We start from the raw sequence: 18,595 nt of genomic DNA, 5'->3' as shown, positions 1-18,595 counted from the left end.
CCGACGTGAAGGCTGTCCTCTGGGACATGGACGGCACGCTGGTCGACACCGAGCCCTACTGGATGGCGACCGAGGTCGAGCTGGCCGAGGAGTACGGCGCCACCTGGACGACTGCCGACGCGCAGCACCTGGTCGGCAACAGCCTGATCTCGTCGGGGCACTACATCCGCGAGCGGACCGGCATCCCGCTGAGCGCCGAGCAGATCGTCGAGCGGCTGCTGGACGGCGTCGTGGCGCGGGTCCAGCACGCCGTCCCGTGGTGCCCCGGCGCGCGGGAGCTGCTGCTCGCGCTGAAGGACGCCGGCGTGCCGTGCGGGCTGGTGACGATGTCGTACCAGCGATTCGTCGCGCCGATCCTCGAGCACCTGCCGCCCGAGACGTTCCGGGTGGTCGTGACCGGCGACCAGGTCGACAACGGCAAGCCGCATCCCGAGCCGTACCTGACCGCGGCCGCGGCGCTGGGTGTCGAGCCGGAGGACTGCGTGGCCATCGAGGACTCGCCGACCGGCGCCACGTCGGCGGCCGCCGCGAACTGCCGGGTGCTGGTCGTGCCCAACCACGTCGCGGTGCCATCCGGTCCGCGCCGGGTGTTCCGCGAGAGCCTGGTGGGCGTCACTCCGGCGGAGCTTGCTGCTCTTCTCGGGTGACCGGGACCGGCAGCGGCGGGGGAGTGCCGCCGTAGGCCGGGCAGAGGGCCTGGTGTGAGCACCACTTGCACAGCGGGCCGGGGCTCGGCAGCCAGTCGCCGGTCTCGTGGGCCCGGCGCACGGCCTCCCACACCGCCTGGACCTTGCGCTCGGTCGCGAGCAGGTCGTGCTCGTCGGGGTCGTAGGTGAGGATCTCGGCGTTGGCGAGGTAGATCAGCTGGAGCCGCTTCGGGATCACGCCGCGCATCCGCCACAGCACGAGCGCATAGAACTTCAGCTGGAAGAGCGCCTTGCCTTCGTACGTCTCACCGGGCGAGCTTCCCGACTTGTAGTCGACGATCCTGATCGCGCCGTCCGGGGCGATGTCGACCCGGTCGATGACTCCCCGGAGGAGCAGCTTGGTGTCGGTGAGCGCCTCGACGTAGAGCTCGCGCTCGGCCGGCTCGAGGCGCCGCGGGTCCTCCAGCGTGAAGTAGCGGGCCAGCACCGAGCGGCAGGAGACCAGCCAGGAGCCGATGGCCGCGCCCTCGTCGGGGTCGGGGAACAACGAGGCCAGGGCGGGCTCGGCCTCCAGCACCGCCTGCCACGCAGGGACCACCATCGCGTCGGCGCGCTCGGGTGTGCGCTCGGCCGCCGGGAGGTCGAAGAGGTCCTCCAGGACCTTGTGGACCACGGTCCCGCGGACGGCGTCGACCGAGGGGGGTTCGGGCAGCCGGTCGATGGTGCGGAACCGGTAGAGCAGCGGGCAGGTCATGAAGTCGCCCGCCCGCGACGGCGAGAGCGCCCCGAGCACGTCCACACCGTCGACCCGGGTGCCGACCCGCTCGGCGGGGTCGGTCGGCGGAACGCCGGTCGGGACGGTCGGGGTGGTCATGCCAGCGACGGTAGGCCACACCGCCGACAACGAGAGCCGACCGTCCGGCGAACGGGCCGCCGAAGGGGAGGGACGGGGAACCTTTGGATAGCCTCGGTATGTGCCCACCAGCGACCCGGAGAGCGATCGGCGGCCCCGCCGCGCGTCGAGCCCTCGGGGCACCTTCCGGATCGGCACGATCGCCGGCAGCGACGTGCTCGTGTCGTCGTCGTGGTTCCTGGTCGCGGCACTGATCGCGGTCGTGATGGCGCCCCGCGTCGAGGAGATCCAGCCGGGCCTCGGCGGGTTGAAGTACGTCGTGGGTGTCGCGTTCGCGATCGTCCTCTACCTCGCGGTGCTGCTGCACGAGGCGTCGCACGCGGTCGCTGCCCGACGCTACGGCTTCGAGGTGCACTCGATCACGCTGCACTTCCTCGGCGGCGTCACCGCCATCGAGGGAGAGGCGCGCACCCCGCGCCAGGAGTTCTGGATCGCGGTCGTCGGCCCCATCACCTCGCTCGCGGTCGGCGGCGCCGCGGCCGCACTCTGGTTCGTGACCCCGGACGGCCTGCTGCTGCTGACCGTCCAGGGGATGGCCGGTGCCAACCTCCTGATCGGCGTGCTCAACCTGGTCCCCGGACTGCCCCTCGACGGCGGCCGGGTCCTCAAGGCCGGGATCTGGAAGCTCACCGGCCGCCGCGACACCGGCGTGATCGCGGCCGGCTGGGGCGGCCGGCTGACCGCGATCGCCGTGCTCTCGTGGCCGCTGGTCCTCCCCGGACTGACGGGGGTCCAGGCCAACGTTCTCGACCTGCTGCTGGCGTTCGTGATCGCGCTGTTCCTCTGGACCGGCGCCTCCCAGGCGATCGCGGCGGCCAGGATCCGCGGCCGGGTCGAGGAGGTGGTCGCGCGCGACCTCGCGCGCCGTACCCTCGCCGTCCCCGACGACCTGCCGCTGGCCGAGGCGATCCGGCGGGCCCGCGACGCCTCCGCGGGGAGCATCGTGACCGTCTCCGCCACCGGAACCCCGCTCGGCGTGGTCGACGAGGCCGCCGTGCGGGCGATGCCCGAGGACCGCCGGCCGTGGGTCGTCGTGTCCGCCGTGACCCGGACGGTCGAGGACGGCCTGCGCCTCCCGGTCGCCATCACGGGAGCGGAGCTGCTCGACGCGATCCGGCGCACGCCCGCCAGCGAGTACCTCCTGGTCGAGCAGGACGGCTCCGTCTACGGCGTGCTGGCCACCGCCGACGTGGAGCAAGCGGTCCGGGCTGGATAGGCTCCCCGACCGTGACTGATCCCCATCGCGACGCCGACGGCGACCCCCGAGACGCCACCGGCGACGTCGCCGCCGAGGCATGGTCCGGCGTCCATCGCGGACCGCTGCGCGCCGGCGAGTGGGTGCGCCTGATCGACGGCAAGGGCCGCAAGCACAACTTCGCCCTCGAGCCGGGCAAGCGCTTCTTCTCCAACCGCGGCCACCTCGACCACGACGAGATGATCGGCCGCGAGGAGGGGTTCACCGTCACCTCCTCCGCCGGCGGGGAGTACCTCGTGTTCCGCCCGCTGCTCTCCGAGTTCGTCGTCTCCATGCCGCGCGGAGCAGCGGTGGTCTATCCCAAGGACGCCGCGCAGATCGTCGCGATGGCCGACATCTTCCCCGGCGCCCACGTGGTCGAGGCCGGCGTCGGCTCCGGAGCCCTGACCTGCTCGCTGCTGCGCGCGGTCGGCCCGCACGGCCGGGTGTCGTCGTACGAGCGGCGCGAGGAGTTCGCCGACGTCGCCCGCCGCAACGTCAGCCAGTTCTTCGGCGCGGACGAGGGCGAGTCCCACCCCGCCTGGCGACTGACCCTCGGCGACCTCGCCGAGGAGCTGCCGGCCTCGGGGGAGCGCTGCGACCGGATCATCCTCGACATGCTGGCTCCGTGGGACTGCCTCGACGCAGCCGCCGGCGCCCTGCGCCCGGGCGGCATCGTGTGTGCGTACGTCGCCACGACGACCCAGCTGTCCCGGTTCGTCGAGACCGTGCGCGTGCACGGCGGCTTCACCGAGCCGGCCGCCTGGGAGTCGCTGGTGCGGGACTGGCACGTCGAGGGCCTCGCCGTACGACCCGGCCACAAGATGATCGGCCACACCGCCTTCCTCGTGACCGCGCGCCGGCTGGCTCCGGGCGAGCGCGCGCCCCGCAAGACCCGGCGTCCCGCGCCCGGCGCCTACGGCTCCGACTACACCGGACCCCGGCCGGCAGCGACCGCGGAGCCGGCGACGGACCTTCCGGACGACGCCCCGGAGGACTGATGCGACCCGGTGCGGCGCCCAAGCCGCTCCTCCTGCTCTCGATCCGCGTCGAGGAGGAGGCCGCGCTCAACGAGCACGCGTCGTTCGCGCGGTTCCTCGGGGTCACCGCCGAGGACCTGCCCCGGATCGAGCTCGGCACGTCGCCGCTGCCGCCCCTCGACCTCGACGACTGGGCCGGGATCGTGCTCGGCGGTGGCGCCTTCAACGCCTCCGACCCGGAGGAGAGCAAGTCCGAGACCCAGCTCCAGGCCGAGCGCGACCTGGCCCGCCTGCTCGACGAGGTCGTCGCTCGCGACTTCCCCTTCATCGGCGCCTGCTACGGCATCGGCACCGTGGGGCGCCACCAGGGCGCGGTCGTCGACCGGTCCTATCCAGAGCCGGTCGGCCCGGTGAGCGTCGAGCTGACCGACGAGGGTGCGGCCGACCCGCTGTTCGCCGGCCTGCCGCGCACCTTCGCGGCGTACGGCGGTCACAAGGAGGCGATCAGCCGGCTGCCGGACCACGCCGTGGCGCTCGCGACGTCCGCCGCGGCTCCTGTCCAGGCGTTCCGCGTCGGCCACCACGTCTACGCGACCCAGTTCCACCCCGAGCTCGACCTCGACGGCATCCTGACCCGGATCGCGGTCTACGCGCACCACGGCTACTTCGACCCCTCCGAGCAGGACGCCCTCGGCGCCGCGGCGGCGGCGGTCACGGTGAGCCACCCGATGACCATCCTGCGTAACTTCGCTGCGCGCTACCGCCCGGTCGGCGCAACGCAATCGTGACCGACGCCCGGCGCGGAACGCCTTTTCTGGTAGGCCTGGCCGAGTAGGGTCGTAAGCGCGGACTACAGGAGGTGTGCCGATGTCGAGCATGGGTGCCGATGGGCGTCGACAGAGCCGTGAGGAGCTCGAGGAGCAGGTTCGCTACCTCGAGGCCGAGATCCACGACCTGCGCAACCGCCTGACCGAGGCCCCCGGTGGGGGCGCGCGGACTCTGGAGCTCCGCCTCGCCGACGCGCAACGTTCCCTCGCCGCGGTGACGGCCCAGAACGAGCGGCTCGCCGGGACGCTCCGCGAGGCTCGCGACCAGATCATGAAGCTGAAGGAGGAGGTCGACCGGCTCGCCCAGCCGCCGGCCGGGTTCGGCACCTTCCTGCAGCGCAACGAGGACGACTCGGTCGACGTCCACACGGGTGGCCGCAAGCTACGGGTGAGCGTGAGCCCCAACGTCGACCTCGACCAGCTGCGGCGCGGCCAGGAGGTCATGCTCAACGAGGCGCTCAACGTCGTGGCCGCGTTCGACTACGAGACGGTCGGCGAGGTCGTGATGTTCAAGGAGCTGCTCGCCGACGGCGACCGGGTCCTCGTCATCGCCAACGCCGACGAGGAGCGCGTGGTCCGGCTGGCCGAGCCGCTCCGCACCGAGACCCTGCGCGCCGGTGACTCGCTGCTGCTCGACGCACGAGCCGGCTACGTCTACGAACGGGTGCCGAAGTCGGAGGTCGAGGAGCTGGTCCTCGAAGAGGTCCCCGACATCACCTACGAGACGATCGGCGGGCTCGCCAGCCAGATCGAGATGATCCAGGACGCCGTCGAGCTGCCGTACCTCTACCCGGAGCTGTTCCTCGAGCACGAGCTGAAGCCCCCCAAGGGCATCCTGCTCTACGGCCCGCCGGGCTGCGGCAAGACGCTCATCGCCAAGGCCGTCGCCAACTCGCTGGCCAAGAAGGTCGCGGCCAAGACCGGCGCCGAGGGGAAGTCGTACTTCCTCAACATCAAGGGCCCCGAGCTGCTGAACAAGTACGTCGGCGAGACCGAGCGGCACATCCGGCTGGTCTTCCAGCGGGCCCGCGAGAAGGCCAGCAGCGGCACCCCCGTGATCGTGTTCTTCGACGAGATGGACTCGCTGTTCCGGACCCGGGGGTCCGGCGTGTCCTCCGACGTCGAGAACACCATCGTCCCGCAGCTCCTCAGCGAGATCGACGGCGTCGAGGCGCTCGAGAACGTGCTGGTGATCGGTGCCTCCAACCGCGAGGACATGATCGACCCCGCGATCCTGCGCCCCGGCCGGCTCGACGTGAAGATCAAGATCGAGCGGCCCGACGCGGAGTCGGCGCGCGACATCTTCAGCAAGTACCTCACGACCACGCTCCCGCTCCACGCCGACGACCTCGCCGAGTTCGGCAACGACCGGCAGGCGACGGTGCAGGGCATGATCCGCGCCGCCGTCGAGCGGATGTACACCGAGACCGAGGAGAACCGCTTCCTCGAGGTGACCTACGCCAACGGCGACAAGGAGGTCCTCTACTTCAAGGACTTCAACTCCGGCGCCATGATCCAGAACATCGTCGACCGCTCCAAGAAGATGGCGATCAAGGACTTCATCGACCACGACCAGAAGGGCCTGCGGATCTCGCACCTGCTCCAGGCGTGCGTCGACGAGTTCAAGGAGAACGAGGACCTGCCCAACACGACCAACCCCGACGACTGGGCGCGGATCTCCGGCAAGAAGGGCGAGCGGATCGTGTTCATCCGCACCCTCATCACCGGCAAGCAGGGCACCGAGCCGGGCCGCTCGATCGACACCGTCTCCAACACCGGCCAGTACCTCTAGATATCGCCCGAGCGTGTCGCAGATCGTGCGACACGCTGCCGGGCCGCGGTCACGGGTTGCGCAGGTCTGGCGGCTTCCGGCGTCAGCGTTGCAGGCCGGTCAGCGCTGGCGGAGGTACCACGCCTTCACGACGTTGAAGACGCCGTAGCAGGCGAGCCCGAGCGCGACGACGACCAGCAGGATCTTGCCGAACGGGGCGTCCCGCAACGTCAGCAGCGCCTGGTCGAGGCCGCCGGACTTCCCGGCGTCGTGGGTGAAGCCGGCCCAGACGAAGAGGCCGCCGATCACGCCGAACGCGAACCCGCGGCTGGAGTAGCCCGCCCGGGCGAGGACGGTGATCGCCGTACCGAGGTCGCCGGAGTGACCGTGCGCCTCGAGGCTCTTGCGCCACTTGTCCTTGAGCCCCTTGTAGACGCTGTAGCCGCCGTAGCCGACGATCGCGAGGCCCAGGGCAACCACCAGCACCTGGCCGAACGGCATCTGCATGAGCTTGGCGGTGTAGCCCTCCTCGCTGCTGCCACCCCCGGACGAGCCGGTGACGGTCTGGAAGGCGAGCCAGGCCAGCACGGCGAACAGGACGGCCTTCGCCGCCGACGCGGCGCGGGCGGCGACCAGCTTGCCGCCGTCCTCCTCGGTGTGACCGGCGACCGCCTCGAAGGCCTTCCACACGACCAGTGCGACGAAGCCGACGCAGGCGACCCAGAGCAGGGCCTCGCCGAACGGCTGCTGCGCGATCTCGCGGAGCGCTCCCTGGCCCGAGGCCTGACCGGATCCGTCGCCGAACGCGATCTGGATCGCCAGCCAGCCCACGACGACGTACATGACGCCGTAGACCGCCGTGCCGATCTTGGCCAGCCACTCGAGTGCCGGATGGTTCCTGGCCTGCTCTGCTGTGCTCTCGGTCGTTGTCCGGACCGCGCGATGAGTTGTCATGTTGCCCTCCGGGTCGCCCAGTACCCGCATTGCGCGGGAGCATCCGCGTACGCTGGCTGCATGAGCGTCCGGCGGGTGATGGGCACCGAGGTGGAGTACGGCATCTCGGTGCAGGGCATGCCCACGGCGAACCCGATGGTCGCCTCGTCCCAGGTCGTCAACGCCTACGCGTCGGCCACCGTGCGCGCGCGCCGCGCCCGCTGGGACTTCGAGGAGGAGTCGCCGCTGCGCGACGCACGCGGCTTCGACATGTCGCGCCAGGTCGCCGACCCGAGCCAGCTCACCGACGAGGACCTCGGCCTGGCCAACGTGATCCTCACCAACGGCGCCCGCCTCTACGTCGACCACGCGCACCCTGAGTACTCCACGCCCGAGGTCGTGACGCCGCTCGACATCGTCCGGTGGGACAAGGCGGGGGAGCAGGTGATGCTCGACGCGGCGCGGCTCGCCCAGCAGCTGCCCGGCAACCCGTCGATCGTGCTCTACAAGAACAACACCGACAACAAGGGTGCGTCCTACGGCGCGCACGAGAACTACCTGATGCGGCGCTCGACGCCGTTCGCCGACATCGTGCGCCACCTGACCCCGTTCTTCGTCAGCCGCCAGGTCGTCACCGGCGCCGGCCGGGTCGGCAAGGGCCAGGACGGGCGCGAGCAGGGCTTCCAGATCAGCCAGCGCGCCGACTTCTTCGAGGTCGAGGTCGGGCTCGAGACCACGCTCAAGCGTCCGATCATCAACACCCGCGACGAGCCGCACGCCGACCCCGAGAAGTACCGCCGGCTGCACGTGATCATCGGCGACGCGAACCTCTCCGAGATCGCGACCTACCTCAAGATCGGCTCGACGGCGTTGGTGCTGGCGATGATCGAGGAGCGCTTCATCAGCCGCGACCTGACCCTGGACACGCCGGTCGCCTCCCTCCGCGCCGTGTCGCACGACCCGACCCTCCGCCAGACCGTCACGCTCACCGACGGGCGGCGGCTCACCGGTGTCCAGCTGCAGATGGAGTACCTCGACCTCGCCAAGAAGTACGTCGAGGACCGGCTCGGCGCCGACGCCGACGAGCAGACGCTCGACGTGCTGGCCCGCTGGGAGGACGTGCTCGACCGGCTCGAGCGCGACCCGATGTCGCTCGCCGACCAGCTCGACTGGGTGGCCAAGCTGAAGCTCCTCGAGCAGTACCGCTCGCGCGACGGCCTGGCGTGGGACGACGCGAAGCTGCAGCTGATCGACTACCAGTACTCCGACATACGTCCCGAGAAGGGGCTCTACCACCGCCTGGTGAAGGCCGGCCGGATCCAGCGGCTGCTGCACGACGACGAGGTCGAGGGCGCGATGACCGACCCGCCGGAGCAGACCCGGGCCTACTTCCGCGGCCGCTGCCTCGAGAAGTACGCCGCCCACGTGGCCGCGGCGTCGTGGGACTCGGTCATCTTCGACCTGCCCGGCCGGGAGTCGCTCCAGCGCGTCCCCACGATGGACCCGTTGCGGGGGAGCAAGGCCCACGTGGGCGGATTGATCGATGCCTGCGACACGGCAGAGGCCTTGGTCGCTGCGCTGACTCGCTAGGCTCTCCGTATGGCCCAGGAGCAGAAGCAGCCGCGCAAGAGCGGCGACGAGCAGGACGCGACCGAGGTCGCCCCTGAGTCCGACGTCGCGGAGCGCAAGGAAGCCCTCGACGACGACGTCGACGCGATCCTCGACGAGATCGACGACGTGCTCGAGTCGAACGCCGAGGACTTCGTGAAGTCGTTCATCCAGAAGGGCGGAGAATGAGCACCCCACGAAGCTGCTCGCTGCACTCGCACTTTCACGGGGACCCCGCATGACCGACGCCCGCATCCCGGCCGCCTACATGCAGCCGGGCATCTCGTCCTTCAGCGACTTCCTGAGCGAGCAGGCGCCCGACCTGCTGCCCGCGCGCCGCTCGCTGCCCGCCGGCAGCGCCGCCGACCTGGCCCCGCACGGCACCACGATCGTCGCGGCGACCTTCCCCGGCGGCCTGGTGATGGCCGGTGACCGGCGGGCGACGATGGGCAACGTCATCGCCCAGCGCGACATCGAGAAGGTCTTCCCGGCCGACGAGTACTCCGTGGTCGGCATCGCCGGCACCGCCGGGCTGGCGGTGGAGATGGTCCGTCTCTTCCAGGTGGAGCTCGAGCACTACGAGAAGATCGAGGGCAGCATCCTGTCCCTCGACGGCAAGGCGAACCGGCTGTCGGCGCTGATCCGTGCCAACCTCGGCATGGCGATGCAGGGCCTCGCGGTCGTGCCGATGTTCGCCGGCTTCGACCTCGACCTCGGGATCGGCCGGATCTTCGGCTACGACGTGACCGGAGGTCGCCACGAGGAGCGCCACTTCTTCACGGTCGGATCCGGCTCGCTCTTCGCCCGCGGCGCGATGAAGAAGCTCTACCGCGAGGACCTCTCCGAGACCGAGTGCGTCACCCTCGCCGTCCAGGCGCTGTACGACGCCGCCGACGACGACTCCGCCACCGGTGGCCCCGACCTCACCCGGCGGATCTTCCCCGTCGTGTGGGTCGTGACCGTCGACGGCGGCCGCAAGCTCAGCGACGAGGACGTCGCCGAGATCGCCGACCTGGTGGTCGCGGGACGGATGCAGCGTCCCGACGGACCCAACGCCCCCCTGCTGTCCCGAGGGGAGGAGTCGCGATGAGCATGCCGTTCTACGTCTCGCCCGAGCAGCTGATGAAGGACCGGGCCGACTTCGCCCGCAAGGGCATCGCGCGCGGACGCTCCCTGGTCGCGGTGCAGTACGCCGACGGCGTGCTGTTCGTGACCGAGAACCCGTCCCGTGCCCTGCACAAGGTGTCGGAGATCTACGACCGGATCGCCTTCGCGGCGGTCGGCCGCTACAACGAGTTCGAGAACCTGCGGATCGCCGGCGTGCGGCTGGCCGACATGCGCGGCTACTCCTACGACCGTCGCGACGTGACCGGTCGCGGGCTCGCCAACGCCTACGCGCAGACGCTCGGCACGATCTTCTCCAGCGGTGGCGAGAAGCCCTACGAGGTGGAGATCCTCGTCGCCGAGGTGGGCTCCAACAGCGACGAGGACCAGATCTACCGGCTGACCTACGAGGGCCGGGTCGCTGACGAGCACGGCTACGCCGCGATGGGTGGCGATGCCGAGACGGTGGCGACCTATCTGGGCGAGCACTACACCGACGGTTCGTCGCTCGACGCCGCGCTCGCGGTGGCCGTGGCGGCGCTCGGCCACGCGACCGAGGGCGGCGAGACGACCGACCGGGTGATCCCCGTCGGCGACCTCGAGGTCGCGGTGCTCGACCGCACCCGCTCGCAGCCGCGGAAGTTCGCCCGGATCATGCCGGCGCGGCTCGACGCGCTCCTCGGTGACCGCGGGCCGACCGAGCACGCACCCGCCGAGCACGACCGGATCGAGGCCGACACGCCGTCCCTCGATGCCCCGAGCCCGGACGCGCCCCAGGACTCGGGCGAGCCTCCGGTCGCGCCGCCGCCGTGATCGGGCTCAGTCCAGCTTCCTGAGCCCGCAGACCGCAGGCCCCTCCAGCACCGAGCCGTCCGCGGCGAACCGCGATCCGTGGAGGGGGCAGTCCCAGGAGCGCTCGGCGTCGTTCCAGCGCACGGCGCCCGCGAGGTGGGTGCAGATGCCGCGGAGCGACGGCTCCGCCTGCTCGGCGTCCCGCCACTTCCGGCGTACGACGTCCTTGGTCATCTCGACGCCCACGCCGGCGTTGAACTGGGCCGCCCTGACCGCGCCGGCCGCGCCGCGCGGCGTCCAGGCGCTGAACGCGCGGTGCCACCTCGGTCGCTCGCCAGCGCCCGCCTGCGCGAAGAGGCGCTTGGTGAGCAGGAGCGCCGCGGCCGGTGCGGCCGCGAACCCCCACTTGTCGAAGCCGGTCGCGACCCAGATCTCCTCCTCCCCGGGCCGCATCGGACCGACGTAGGGCAGTCCGCTGACGGTCGCGTGGTCCTGGGCGGACCAGGTGTGGGTGACCTCGCCGCCGAAGGTGCTGCGGGCCCAGTCCAGCAGGTCCTCGACCCGAGCCGCCTCGGACGACGTCCGCCCGGTGACGTGGCCGTTGCCGCCGACGAGCAGCAGCTCCTCCGCGCCGGGGGAGGGAAGGGACCGGACGGACCTGCTGGGGTGGTCCGCCGAGAGGTACATGCCGTTCGGCACCCACGGCGAACGCAGCGCGGCGGCGTAGGACCGTTGCGGGTGGAGGCGCGCGAAGAAGCCGTGCCGGCGCAGGATCGGCTGGGCGGTCGCGAGCACGACGTGGGCCGCGGTCGCGGTCGCGTGCTCGGTCGTCACGCCGACCCCGTCGGGGACGTGGTGGAGGTCGGTGACCCGGGTCTGCTCGAAGACCTCGCCGCCGGCCGCGAGGAGCTGTGCCACCAGCGCGTCCATCAGGTCGAGGGGATGCAGCTGCATCTGGTCGGCCAGCCGCAGGGCGCCGCGCACGGGGAAGGGCAGCTCGGTGGCGTCCTCCCAGGTGACGTCCAACCCGGCGAGCTGCGCCACGGACAGCTCGGCCCGGGCGCGCAGCTCACCGGTGCGGGTCGTCGCGTAGGTGTAGGCCGGGCGGTCCTGGAACGGGACGTCGTGGCTCGAGCAGAAGTCCCGCAGCCAGGCCTGGCCCTCCTGGTTGGCCGTGACGTAGTCCCGCAGCACCGACGGCGGGTTGGTCCGCGCGATCCGGCTCAGCTTGGTGCCCTGCAGGACGCTGACCTTCGCGGTGGTGTGGCCGCTCGTCCCGTCGCCGACCTGCCGGGCCTCGAGCACCGCCACCCGCCGCCCGCCACGGGCCAGGAGCAACGCCGTCGACAACCCCGTGATCCCGGCGCCGACCACGATCACGTCGTAGGTCGCCTGGGTGGTGAGCGTGGGGTGCGTCAGGCGCGGTCGGTCCAGCCACAGCGGAGTCATGGGGGTCATGGGGGTCATGGAGGCGCGGTACCCGGCGGTTACGTCCCCCAGACTGGGGTGGTGACCCGTAGGCTCTAGTCGTGGACCGCCGCATCTTCGGTATCGAGAACGAGTACGGCGTCACCTGCACGTTCAAGGGGCAACGCCGGTTGAGCCCCGACGAGGTGGCGCGCTACCTGTTCCGCAAGGTCGTGTCCTGGGGGCGGTCCAGCAACGTCTTCCTGCGCAACGGCGCCCGGCTCTACCTCGACGTGGGCAGCCACCCGGAGTACGCCACGCCCGAGTGCGACGACATCGTCGAGCTGGTCACGCACGACAAGGCGGGGGAGCGGGTGCTCGAGGGCCTGCTGCTCGACGCCGAGCAGCGCCTCCACGACGAGGGCATCGCCGGCGAGATCTACCTGTTCAAGAACAACACCGACTCGGCCGGCAACTCCTACGGCTGCCACGAGAACTACCTGGTCAGCCGTGCGGGCGAGTTCAGCCGGCTCGCCGACGTGCTGATCCCGTTCCTGGTCACCCGGCAGATCATGGTCGGGGCCGGGAAGGTCACCCAGACGCCGAGAGGTACGTCGTACTCCGTCAGCCAGCGGGCCGAGCACATCTGGGAGGGCGTCTCGAGCGCCACCACCCGCAGTCGGCCGATCATCAACACCCGCGACGAGCCGCACGCCGACGCCGAGAAGTACCGCCGGCTGCACGTCATCGTCGGTGACAGCAACATGAGCGAGACGACGACCATGCTCAAGGTCGCGTCGTGCGACCTGGTGCTGCGGATGATCGAGGAGGGCGTGGTGATGCGCGACCTCACGATGGAGAACCCGATCCGGGCCATCCGCGAGATCTCCCACGACGTCACCGGCCGCCGCAAGGTGCGGCTGGCCAACGGCCGCGAGGCGAGCGCTCTCGACATCCAGGGCGAGTACCTCGCCAAGGCCCGCGACTTCGTCGACCGGCGCGGCATCAGCACCCCCGTGATCGAGCGCACCCTCGACCTGTGGGAGCGCGCGCTCAAGGCGGTCGAGTCCGACGATCTCAGCCTCATCGACCGCGAGATCGACTGGGTCATCAAGTGGAAGCTCATCGACCGCTACCGGGCGAAGCACGGACTGCCCTTGAGCCACGCGCGGGTCGCCCAGCTCGACCTGGCCTACCACGACATCCACCGCAATCGAGGCCTCTACTACCTGCTCGAGAAGCGGGGTGCGGTGGCGAGGGTGACCAGCGACCTCAAGATCTTCGAGGCCAAGTCGGTGCCGCCCCAGAACACCCGCGCCCGGCTGCGCGGCGAGTTCATCCGCAAGGCGCAGGAGCGCCGCCGCGACTTCACGGTCGACTGGGTGCACCTCAAGCTCAACGACCAGGCGCAGCGCACCGTCTTGTGCAAGGACCCGTTCCGCGCCTACGACGAGCGCGTGCAGCGCCTGATCGACGGCATGTAGCACCCGTCGTCGGCCGAGGAGGTCGCGCAGCGACCGTCACGAGACCCCTTGTAAGGTTTCGGCGTGCCAAGCCGACTGACCCGCCCCGCCGCTCTCGCCACCGTCACCTTGTGTGCACTCGCCGCGCTCACGGCCTGCGGCGACGACGAGCCCGGGGCGAAGACCGCCGCCGGGTTCGATGCGGTCGAGATCTCCGGCGCCGTCGGCGACGTCCCCGAGATCGACTGGAAGGCGATGCTGAAGGCGGGCAAGGCCGAGGTCGAGGTCGTCGAGGAGGGTGACGGTCCCGTCCTCGAGGAGGGCGACCGGGTGGTCACCAACATCGCGGTCTCCAACGACGTCAGCCAGGAGATCTCCTTCGACACCTACGGCGACGAGGGCGCGCTGCTGCTCGAGGTCGGGTCGGACGCCGAGCCGACCCAGGTCGTCGACCTGCTGACCGAGCTGATCGCGCAGGGGATCGAACCGGGCGAGACCAAGGTCGGCACCCGGATCGCGGCCGTGGTGGACGTCAAGGAGGAGTGGGAGCCCAACGTCGCCCTCGCCCTGACGCCGCTCGGCGTCGGCAACGAGGACGGCATCGTCGTCGTCGCCGACCTCGAGGCCGTTCCCCTCGACGGCCCCGAGGGCAAGAGCAAGGCGGCCCCGCGCTGGGCCCCCGAGATCGTGGAGAAGAAGGGCGAGCCGACGGCTCTCGACTCGAGCGGCCAGCCCGAGCCCGACGCCAAGTCGAAGGAGCTCACCCAGGCGGTCCTCGTCGAGGGCACCGGTCCGGTGGTCGAGAAGGGCGACCTCCTCGTCGCCGACTACATCGGTCAGGTCTACGCCGCCGACAAGCCGTTCGACAACGGGTTCTCGCGCGACGAGCCGTCGACCTTCACCATCGGCGTCGGCGGTGTCGTCAAGGGCTGGGACGAGGGCCTGGTGGGCAAGACCGTCGGCAGCCGGGTGCTGCTCCGCATCCCGCCCACGCTCGGCTACGGGAAGAAGGGCCAGGGCGAGGACATCCCGCCGAACGCGACCCTCTACTTCATCGTCGACATCCTGGCCGCTGCTTAGCCGAGAGGCACACTAGGGTCATGCCCGCGCCGAAGAGCGAGCGTCTCCTCAACCTCCTCATCATGCTGCTGGTGCAGCGGCGTCCGATCGCCAAGGACCGGATCCGGGAGCTGCTGTACCCCGACTCGCGCCCGGACGCCTTCGAGAAGATGTTCGAGCGCGACAAGGACGAGCTGCGCAGCCTCGGGGTGCCCGTCGAGGTTGCGCAGATCGACCCGCTCTTCGACGACGAGGTCGGCTACCGGATCCCACCCGACGAGTTCGCCCTCCCCGACGTCTCGCTGACCCCGGAGGAGGCGGCCGTCGTCGGCCTCGCCTCGCGGGTCTGGCAGCAGGCCACGATGGCCCAGGCCACCACCGACGCGGTGCGCAAGCTGAGCGCCGCCGGTCTCGACGTCGACCTGACCGCGCTCGAGATCGCCCAGCCGCGGCTCAACGCCGACGAGCCGGCCTTCGCGACCTGCTGGGAGGCGGTGTGCGACCGGACCTGCATCGAGTTCGACTACCAGCGGCCCAACGAGCCCGAGTCGCGGCGCCGCCACGTCCAACCGTGGGGACTGGTCCGCACGTCGGGGCGCTGGTACCTCGTCGGCTTCGACACCGACCGTGACGACGAGCGGGTGTTCCGCCTCGACCGGGTGACCAGCGCGGTTCGCAAGGTCGGGCCCGCCCGCTCCTACGACGTCCCGCCCGACACCGACCTCCGCCAGACGATCGAGCGGTTGGCGCCGGTCCCGGCCGCCGAGCGGGCGGTGCTGCTCGTCCGGCGGGGGACGGGCCACAGCTTCCGCCGCCGGGCGTCGCGGGTCGAGGCCGACGTGGCCGGCCCCGACACCCGCACCGGGTGGGACCGGGTCCAGCTGGACCGCCCCGCGCGCGGGTTCGTCGACGAGGTGCTCTACCACGGCCCGGACGTCGTGCTCCTCGAGCCGGCGGCGCTGCGGGCCGAGATCGTCGGACGGCTGGAGGCGATCGCCGGATGACGACGACTGCCGCCCCAGGAGCCCGCGACCAGGTCGCCCGGCTGCTCACCCTGGTGCCGTTCCTGCACCACCGTGACGAGGTCCGGCTGGCCGACGCCGCCGACCTGCTCGGCACCTCGCCCGCGCAGGTGCTGGGCGACCTCAAGGTGCTCTTCATGTGCGGGCTGCCTGGCGGGCTGCCGGACGACCTCATCGACGTCGACCTCGATGCGATCGAGTCGGAGGAGGGCGGCCCGGTCAGCGACGGCGTGATCCGGATCGAGAACGCCGACTACCTCGCCCGCCCCCTGCGCCTGAGCCCGACCGAGGCCTCGGCCGTGATGGTCGCCCTCCACACGCTGCGCGACGTCTCGGCCGACGACACCCAGGCGATCATCGACGCCGTGCTCTCCAAGCTGGAGGCGGCCGCCACCACCGCGGCCGCCGCGCGGCGGATCGCGGTCGACGCCCGCTCCGGCGAGGTGGCCCTGATCGCGCTGTCGGACACCCTGCAGCGCGCCGCGGACGAACAGCGGCAGGTCCGGCTGACCTACCACGTGCCGTCCCGCGACGAGCTCTCCGAGCGGGTCGTCGACCCCCGCGGTGTGGTGTCGCACGGACGGTTCTCCTACCTCGACGCCTGGTGCCACACCGCCGACGGCGAACGGCTGTTCCGGCTCGACCGGATCACGGAGGCGACGGTCCTCGACGTCCCGATCGCGACGGCACCGACGCCCCCGCGCGAGGTCAACGAGGGGTTGCTGACCGGAGAGGCACCCGCCGGCGGCACCGTGGCCACGCTCGTGCTGCAACCGCAGGCCGACTGGGTGCCGAACTACTACCCGATGCAGGACGTGCGACCCTTGGCCGACGGCGCGCTCGAGGTCGACCTGCCCGTCGCGGACCCGCGGTGGTTGATGCGGCTGCTGCTGCGGCTGGCGCCGTACGCCGCCGTGGTGGCGCCGGAAGAATTCACCGGGACTTTCACAGCGACCGCACAGGAGACCCTCGCGCTGTATCGGTGAGGGCGGCGTACCATAAGGGGACACGAGTTCCTCGAACCGAGAGTTGGTCTCCAGATGATTCCCCTGATCGGCATGCCTCAAGGGTGGGAGTGGCTGATCATCCTCGCCATCTTCATCCTGGTGTTCGGTGCGGCGAAGCTGCCCGACCTGGCGCGCGGCACCGGCCAGGCGCTGCGGATCTTCAAGTCTGAGACCAAGGGCCTCAGCGACGACGACGAGAAGCCCAAGGGCGAGCTGACCGCCGGCGACGAGGTCGCCGAGGGCGAGATCGTCGACGAGCGCGAGCGCAACGCCTGAGCCTGGTCAGCACTTGTCGCTCACGGGGGTCGTCCAGCTCTTCGTCGGCAGACCCGTCCACCCCGTCGGACCCGACGGGCGGATGGCCCTGTCCGACCACCTGCGAGAGCTGCGCGCCCGGATCCTGAAGGCGGCGCTCGCGATCACGGTCGCGTTCGTCATCTCCCTGTTCTTCTTCGACGCGCTGTTCGCAGTCGTCAACGAGCCCTACCAGCAGGCCCGCGAGGCCCTGGGGGAGGACCGCACGGTCGCGACGACCAGCGGTGCCGCCGGTGGCTTCCTGCTCTACCTCAAGCTGTGCGGCCTCGGAGCGCTGGTCGGCTCGAGCCCGTTCTGGCTGTACCAGATCTGGGCGTTCATCCTGCCCGGCCTCCACTCCACCGAGAAGAAGTGGACCGCCATCTTCGGCGCGATCGCCGGCCCCCTGTTCTTCGCCGGGCTGGCGCTGGGCTACCTGACGCTGCCGAAGGGCCTCGAGATCCTCATCGGCTTCACCCCGGGCGACCTCACCAACCTGGTGGAGTTCAACGACTACCTCTCCTTCTTCACCCGGACCCTCCTGGCGTTCGGCATCGCGTTCGAGATCCCGGTGTTCGTCGTCCTCCTCAACATGGCCGGCATCGTCAAGGGCAAGTCGCTGGGCGCCCACCGGCCATGGATCATCGTCGGGTCGTTCCTGTTCGCCGCGATCGCGACGCCCAGCGGCGACCCGTTCACGATGACGTTCATGGCGGTCCCGCTGGTCGTCCTCTTCCTCATCTCCGAGGTGATCGCACGGCTCAACGACCGCCGTCGCGCGGGGCGGGGCATCAACGCCGGCTTGAGCCCGGACGAGGCCTCGCCGCTGTGACCGCCCCTGCGAATGAACCCTCGTGCAGCGCGGTCGACGCGTTCGACCTGCCCGAGTGGCTCGGCACCGACCCGGTGACCTGGTCGGCGGTCGGTCCGCTCCGGCTCGGCATCGTCCCCGGGACGCTGTGCAGCGACCTGACCGGCGTCGAGCTGCCGTGCGACCTGATGGCGGGCGACGTCGCATACCCGGTGGCGGTCGTCGACGAGCAGACCCGGGTCCAGATCCACCAGGCGTGGCGACACGGCCAGGTGCACGTCGTACGACGAGGTGACCGACTCACGCTCGGTGCGCCCGGCACGGACTTCACCGCTCCCCGGGTGATCGACGCGGTCGGTCGGCTGGCGAAGGCCGTCGGCGCTCCGCCCGACCACTTCGCGGTCCGGTTGCGGGTCGCGCGCGGCGGGTCGGGCTGGGACCGCGGCGGCGGCCCGGGCGACTGATCGGGCGCCCGATAGGTTTCGGGTTGTGACTCGCCAGATCGCGCTCCTCATGAACCCCACGGCGGGCAAGGGCCGCGCCCTGCGGATGCGCGACGCGGCGCTGCCGCTGCTCCACGGGGCCGGGTGGCGGGTCCGCTCCCTCGAGGGCCGCGACGCCGACGAGGCGTCCGACCTGGCGGAGCAGGCGGTCGCCGAGGGTGCGGAGGCACTGGTGGTCTGCGGCGGCGACGGGCTCGTGCACCTCGGGCTCCAGGTGGTC

The 18,595-nt window shown here is 71.1% G+C and carries 20 protein-coding genes; 17 read left to right on the top strand and 3 right to left on the bottom strand.

Features of this window, described 5'->3' with window-relative positions; translation table 11 throughout:
• Window positions 1-5 precede the first annotated feature (5 nt).
• The gene (locus H0488_RS05875) at window positions 6-647 is read left to right on the top strand and encodes an HAD family hydrolase (protein ID WP_312856230.1); all 642 of its coding nucleotides are present in this window, start codon (window positions 6-8) and stop codon (window positions 645-647) included.
• On the opposite strand, the gene H0488_RS05870 is transcribed toward H0488_RS05875, so the two are convergent.
• Window positions 613-1,521 carry a RecB family exonuclease gene (locus tag H0488_RS05870; RefSeq protein ID WP_183098350.1) on the bottom strand — a complete coding sequence of 303 codons (909 nt, stop codon included), beginning with the start codon at window positions 1,519-1,521 and terminating at the stop codon, window positions 613-615. The genes H0488_RS05875 and H0488_RS05870 overlap by 35 nt on opposite strands.
• A 100-nt stretch (window positions 1,522-1,621) precedes the next feature.
• Between H0488_RS05870 and H0488_RS05865 the strand changes: the two genes are divergently transcribed.
• From H0488_RS05865 to arc, 4 genes are all read left to right on the top strand, one after another.
• Complete coding sequence (locus tag H0488_RS05865; RefSeq protein ID WP_312856229.1) at window positions 1,622-2,776, top strand: site-2 protease family protein; 1,155 nt, start codon at window positions 1,622-1,624, stop codon at window positions 2,774-2,776.
• A gap of 11 nt (window positions 2,777-2,787) precedes the next feature.
• On the top strand, window positions 2,788-3,795 hold the full coding sequence (locus H0488_RS05860) for a tRNA (adenine-N1)-methyltransferase (RefSeq protein WP_446685603.1): 1,008 nt from the start codon (window positions 2,788-2,790) through the stop codon (window positions 3,793-3,795).
• Window positions 3,795-4,562 carry a glutamine amidotransferase gene (locus H0488_RS05855; RefSeq protein ID WP_183098349.1) on the top strand — a complete coding sequence of 256 codons (768 nt, stop codon included), beginning with the start codon at window positions 3,795-3,797 and terminating at the stop codon, window positions 4,560-4,562. The genes H0488_RS05860 and H0488_RS05855 overlap by 1 nt, the downstream gene beginning before the upstream one ends.
• Window positions 4,563-4,641: 79 nt before the next feature.
• Window positions 4,642-6,393 (top strand): proteasome ATPase, encoded by a 1,752-nt coding sequence (gene arc / locus H0488_RS05850; protein WP_376768455.1) that lies wholly within the window; start codon window positions 4,642-4,644, stop codon window positions 6,391-6,393.
• A 99-nt stretch (window positions 6,394-6,492) separates the two neighbouring features.
• Here arc and H0488_RS05845 read toward each other — a convergent pair whose 3' ends face one another.
• Window positions 6,493-7,356 carry a DUF1206 domain-containing protein gene (locus H0488_RS05845; protein ID WP_183098348.1) on the bottom strand — a complete coding sequence of 288 codons (864 nt, stop codon included), beginning with the start codon at window positions 7,354-7,356 and terminating at the stop codon, window positions 6,493-6,495.
• Window positions 7,357-7,386: 30 nt separating this feature from the next.
• Here H0488_RS05845 and dop point away from each other — a divergent pair, with 30 nt between their 5' ends.
• The 4 genes from dop to prcA are packed head-to-tail and all read left to right on the top strand — an operon-like array spanning window position 7,387 to window position 10,830.
• Window positions 7,387-8,895, top strand: coding sequence for a depupylase/deamidase Dop (gene dop, locus H0488_RS05840; protein WP_183098347.1), 1,509 nt, complete (start codon window positions 7,387-7,389; stop codon window positions 8,893-8,895).
• A gap of 9 nt (window positions 8,896-8,904) precedes the next feature.
• The gene (locus H0488_RS05835; RefSeq protein WP_183098346.1) at window positions 8,905-9,102 is read left to right on the top strand and encodes a ubiquitin-like protein Pup; all 198 of its coding nucleotides are present in this window, start codon (window positions 8,905-8,907) and stop codon (window positions 9,100-9,102) included.
• A gap of 49 nt (window positions 9,103-9,151) precedes the next feature.
• The gene (prcB, locus tag H0488_RS05830; RefSeq protein ID WP_183098345.1) at window positions 9,152-10,003 is read left to right on the top strand and encodes a proteasome subunit beta; all 852 of its coding nucleotides are present in this window, start codon (window positions 9,152-9,154) and stop codon (window positions 10,001-10,003) included.
• Window positions 10,000-10,830: a proteasome subunit alpha gene (gene prcA / locus H0488_RS05825; RefSeq protein WP_183098344.1), complete on the top strand. Its 831-nt coding sequence runs from the start codon at window positions 10,000-10,002 to the stop codon at window positions 10,828-10,830. The genes prcB and prcA overlap by 4 nt, the downstream gene beginning before the upstream one ends.
• Before the next feature lie 6 nt (window positions 10,831-10,836).
• Here prcA and H0488_RS05820 read toward each other — a convergent pair whose 3' ends face one another.
• The gene (locus tag H0488_RS05820) at window positions 10,837-12,267 is read right to left on the bottom strand and encodes an FAD-dependent oxidoreductase (protein WP_220794241.1); all 1,431 of its coding nucleotides are present in this window, start codon (window positions 12,265-12,267) and stop codon (window positions 10,837-10,839) included.
• A gap of 71 nt (window positions 12,268-12,338) precedes the next feature.
• Here H0488_RS05820 and pafA point away from each other — a divergent pair, with 71 nt between their 5' ends.
• From pafA to H0488_RS05780, 8 genes are all read left to right on the top strand, one after another.
• Window positions 12,339-13,700, top strand: a complete 1,362-nt coding sequence (pafA, locus tag H0488_RS05815) for a Pup--protein ligase (protein ID WP_183098343.1) — start codon at window positions 12,339-12,341, stop codon at window positions 13,698-13,700.
• Between the two features lie 63 nt (window positions 13,701-13,763).
• Complete coding sequence (locus H0488_RS05810; protein WP_183098342.1) at window positions 13,764-14,759, top strand: FKBP-type peptidyl-prolyl cis-trans isomerase; 996 nt, start codon at window positions 13,764-13,766, stop codon at window positions 14,757-14,759.
• A 20-nt stretch (window positions 14,760-14,779) separates the two neighbouring features.
• The gene (locus H0488_RS05805) at window positions 14,780-15,742 is read left to right on the top strand and encodes a helix-turn-helix transcriptional regulator (protein WP_183098341.1); all 963 of its coding nucleotides are present in this window, start codon (window positions 14,780-14,782) and stop codon (window positions 15,740-15,742) included.
• Window positions 15,739-16,746, top strand: a complete 1,008-nt coding sequence (locus tag H0488_RS05800; protein WP_183098340.1) for a helix-turn-helix transcriptional regulator — start codon at window positions 15,739-15,741, stop codon at window positions 16,744-16,746. The genes H0488_RS05805 and H0488_RS05800 overlap by 4 nt, the downstream gene beginning before the upstream one ends.
• Window positions 16,747-16,800: 54 nt before the next feature.
• Window positions 16,801-17,043 (top strand): Sec-independent protein translocase subunit TatA, encoded by a 243-nt coding sequence (locus H0488_RS05795; RefSeq protein WP_183098339.1) that lies wholly within the window; start codon window positions 16,801-16,803, stop codon window positions 17,041-17,043.
• 13 nt (window positions 17,044-17,056) lie between these two features.
• Window positions 17,057-17,893, top strand: a complete 837-nt coding sequence (tatC, locus tag H0488_RS05790) for a twin-arginine translocase subunit TatC (protein WP_183098338.1) — start codon at window positions 17,057-17,059, stop codon at window positions 17,891-17,893.
• Entirely contained in the window at window positions 17,890-18,336 is a 447-nt protein-coding gene (locus H0488_RS05785; RefSeq protein WP_183098337.1) for a hypothetical protein, read from the top strand. The genes tatC and H0488_RS05785 overlap by 4 nt, the downstream gene beginning before the upstream one ends.
• A 25-nt stretch (window positions 18,337-18,361) precedes the next feature.
• The coding region (locus H0488_RS05780; RefSeq protein WP_312856228.1) for a diacylglycerol/lipid kinase family protein at window positions 18,362-18,595 on the top strand (234 nt) is incomplete at its 3' end.

The sequence above is a fragment of the Nocardioides pelophilus genome (assembly GCF_014180685.1).
GTDB lineage: Bacteria > Actinomycetota > Actinomycetes > Propionibacteriales > Nocardioidaceae > Nocardioides > Nocardioides pelophilus.
This window is presented reverse-complemented; position numbering and strand designations above follow the sequence as displayed.

Bases quoted from the DNA above. Each gene is read 5' to 3' on its own strand.
- H0488_RS05870 (WP_183098350.1), bottom strand. From the start codon at position 1,521: ATGACCACCCCGACCGTCCCGACCGGCGTTCCGCCGACCGACCCCGCC.
- H0488_RS05855 (WP_183098349.1), top strand. From the start codon at position 3,795: ATGCGACCCGGTGCGGCGCCCAAGCCGCTCCTCCTGCTCTCGATCCGC.
- arc (WP_376768455.1), top strand. From the start codon at position 4,642: ATGTCGAGCATGGGTGCCGATGGGCGTCGACAGAGCCGTGAGGAGCTC.
- H0488_RS05845 (WP_183098348.1), bottom strand. From the start codon at position 7,356: ATGCGGGTACTGGGCGACCCGGAGGGCAACATGACAACTCATCGCGCG.
- dop (WP_183098347.1), top strand. From the start codon at position 7,387: ATGAGCGTCCGGCGGGTGATGGGCACCGAGGTGGAGTACGGCATCTCG.
- H0488_RS05835 (WP_183098346.1), top strand. From the start codon at position 8,905: ATGGCCCAGGAGCAGAAGCAGCCGCGCAAGAGCGGCGACGAGCAGGAC.
- prcB (WP_183098345.1), top strand. From the start codon at position 9,152: ATGACCGACGCCCGCATCCCGGCCGCCTACATGCAGCCGGGCATCTCG.
- prcA (WP_183098344.1), top strand. From the start codon at position 10,000: ATGAGCATGCCGTTCTACGTCTCGCCCGAGCAGCTGATGAAGGACCGG.
- H0488_RS05820 (WP_220794241.1), bottom strand. From the start codon at position 12,267: ATGACCCCCATGACTCCGCTGTGGCTGGACCGACCGCGCCTGACGCAC.
- H0488_RS05805 (WP_183098341.1), top strand. From the start codon at position 14,780: ATGCCCGCGCCGAAGAGCGAGCGTCTCCTCAACCTCCTCATCATGCTG.
- H0488_RS05800 (WP_183098340.1), top strand. From the start codon at position 15,739: ATGACGACGACTGCCGCCCCAGGAGCCCGCGACCAGGTCGCCCGGCTG.
- H0488_RS05795 (WP_183098339.1), top strand. From the start codon at position 16,801: ATGATTCCCCTGATCGGCATGCCTCAAGGGTGGGAGTGGCTGATCATC.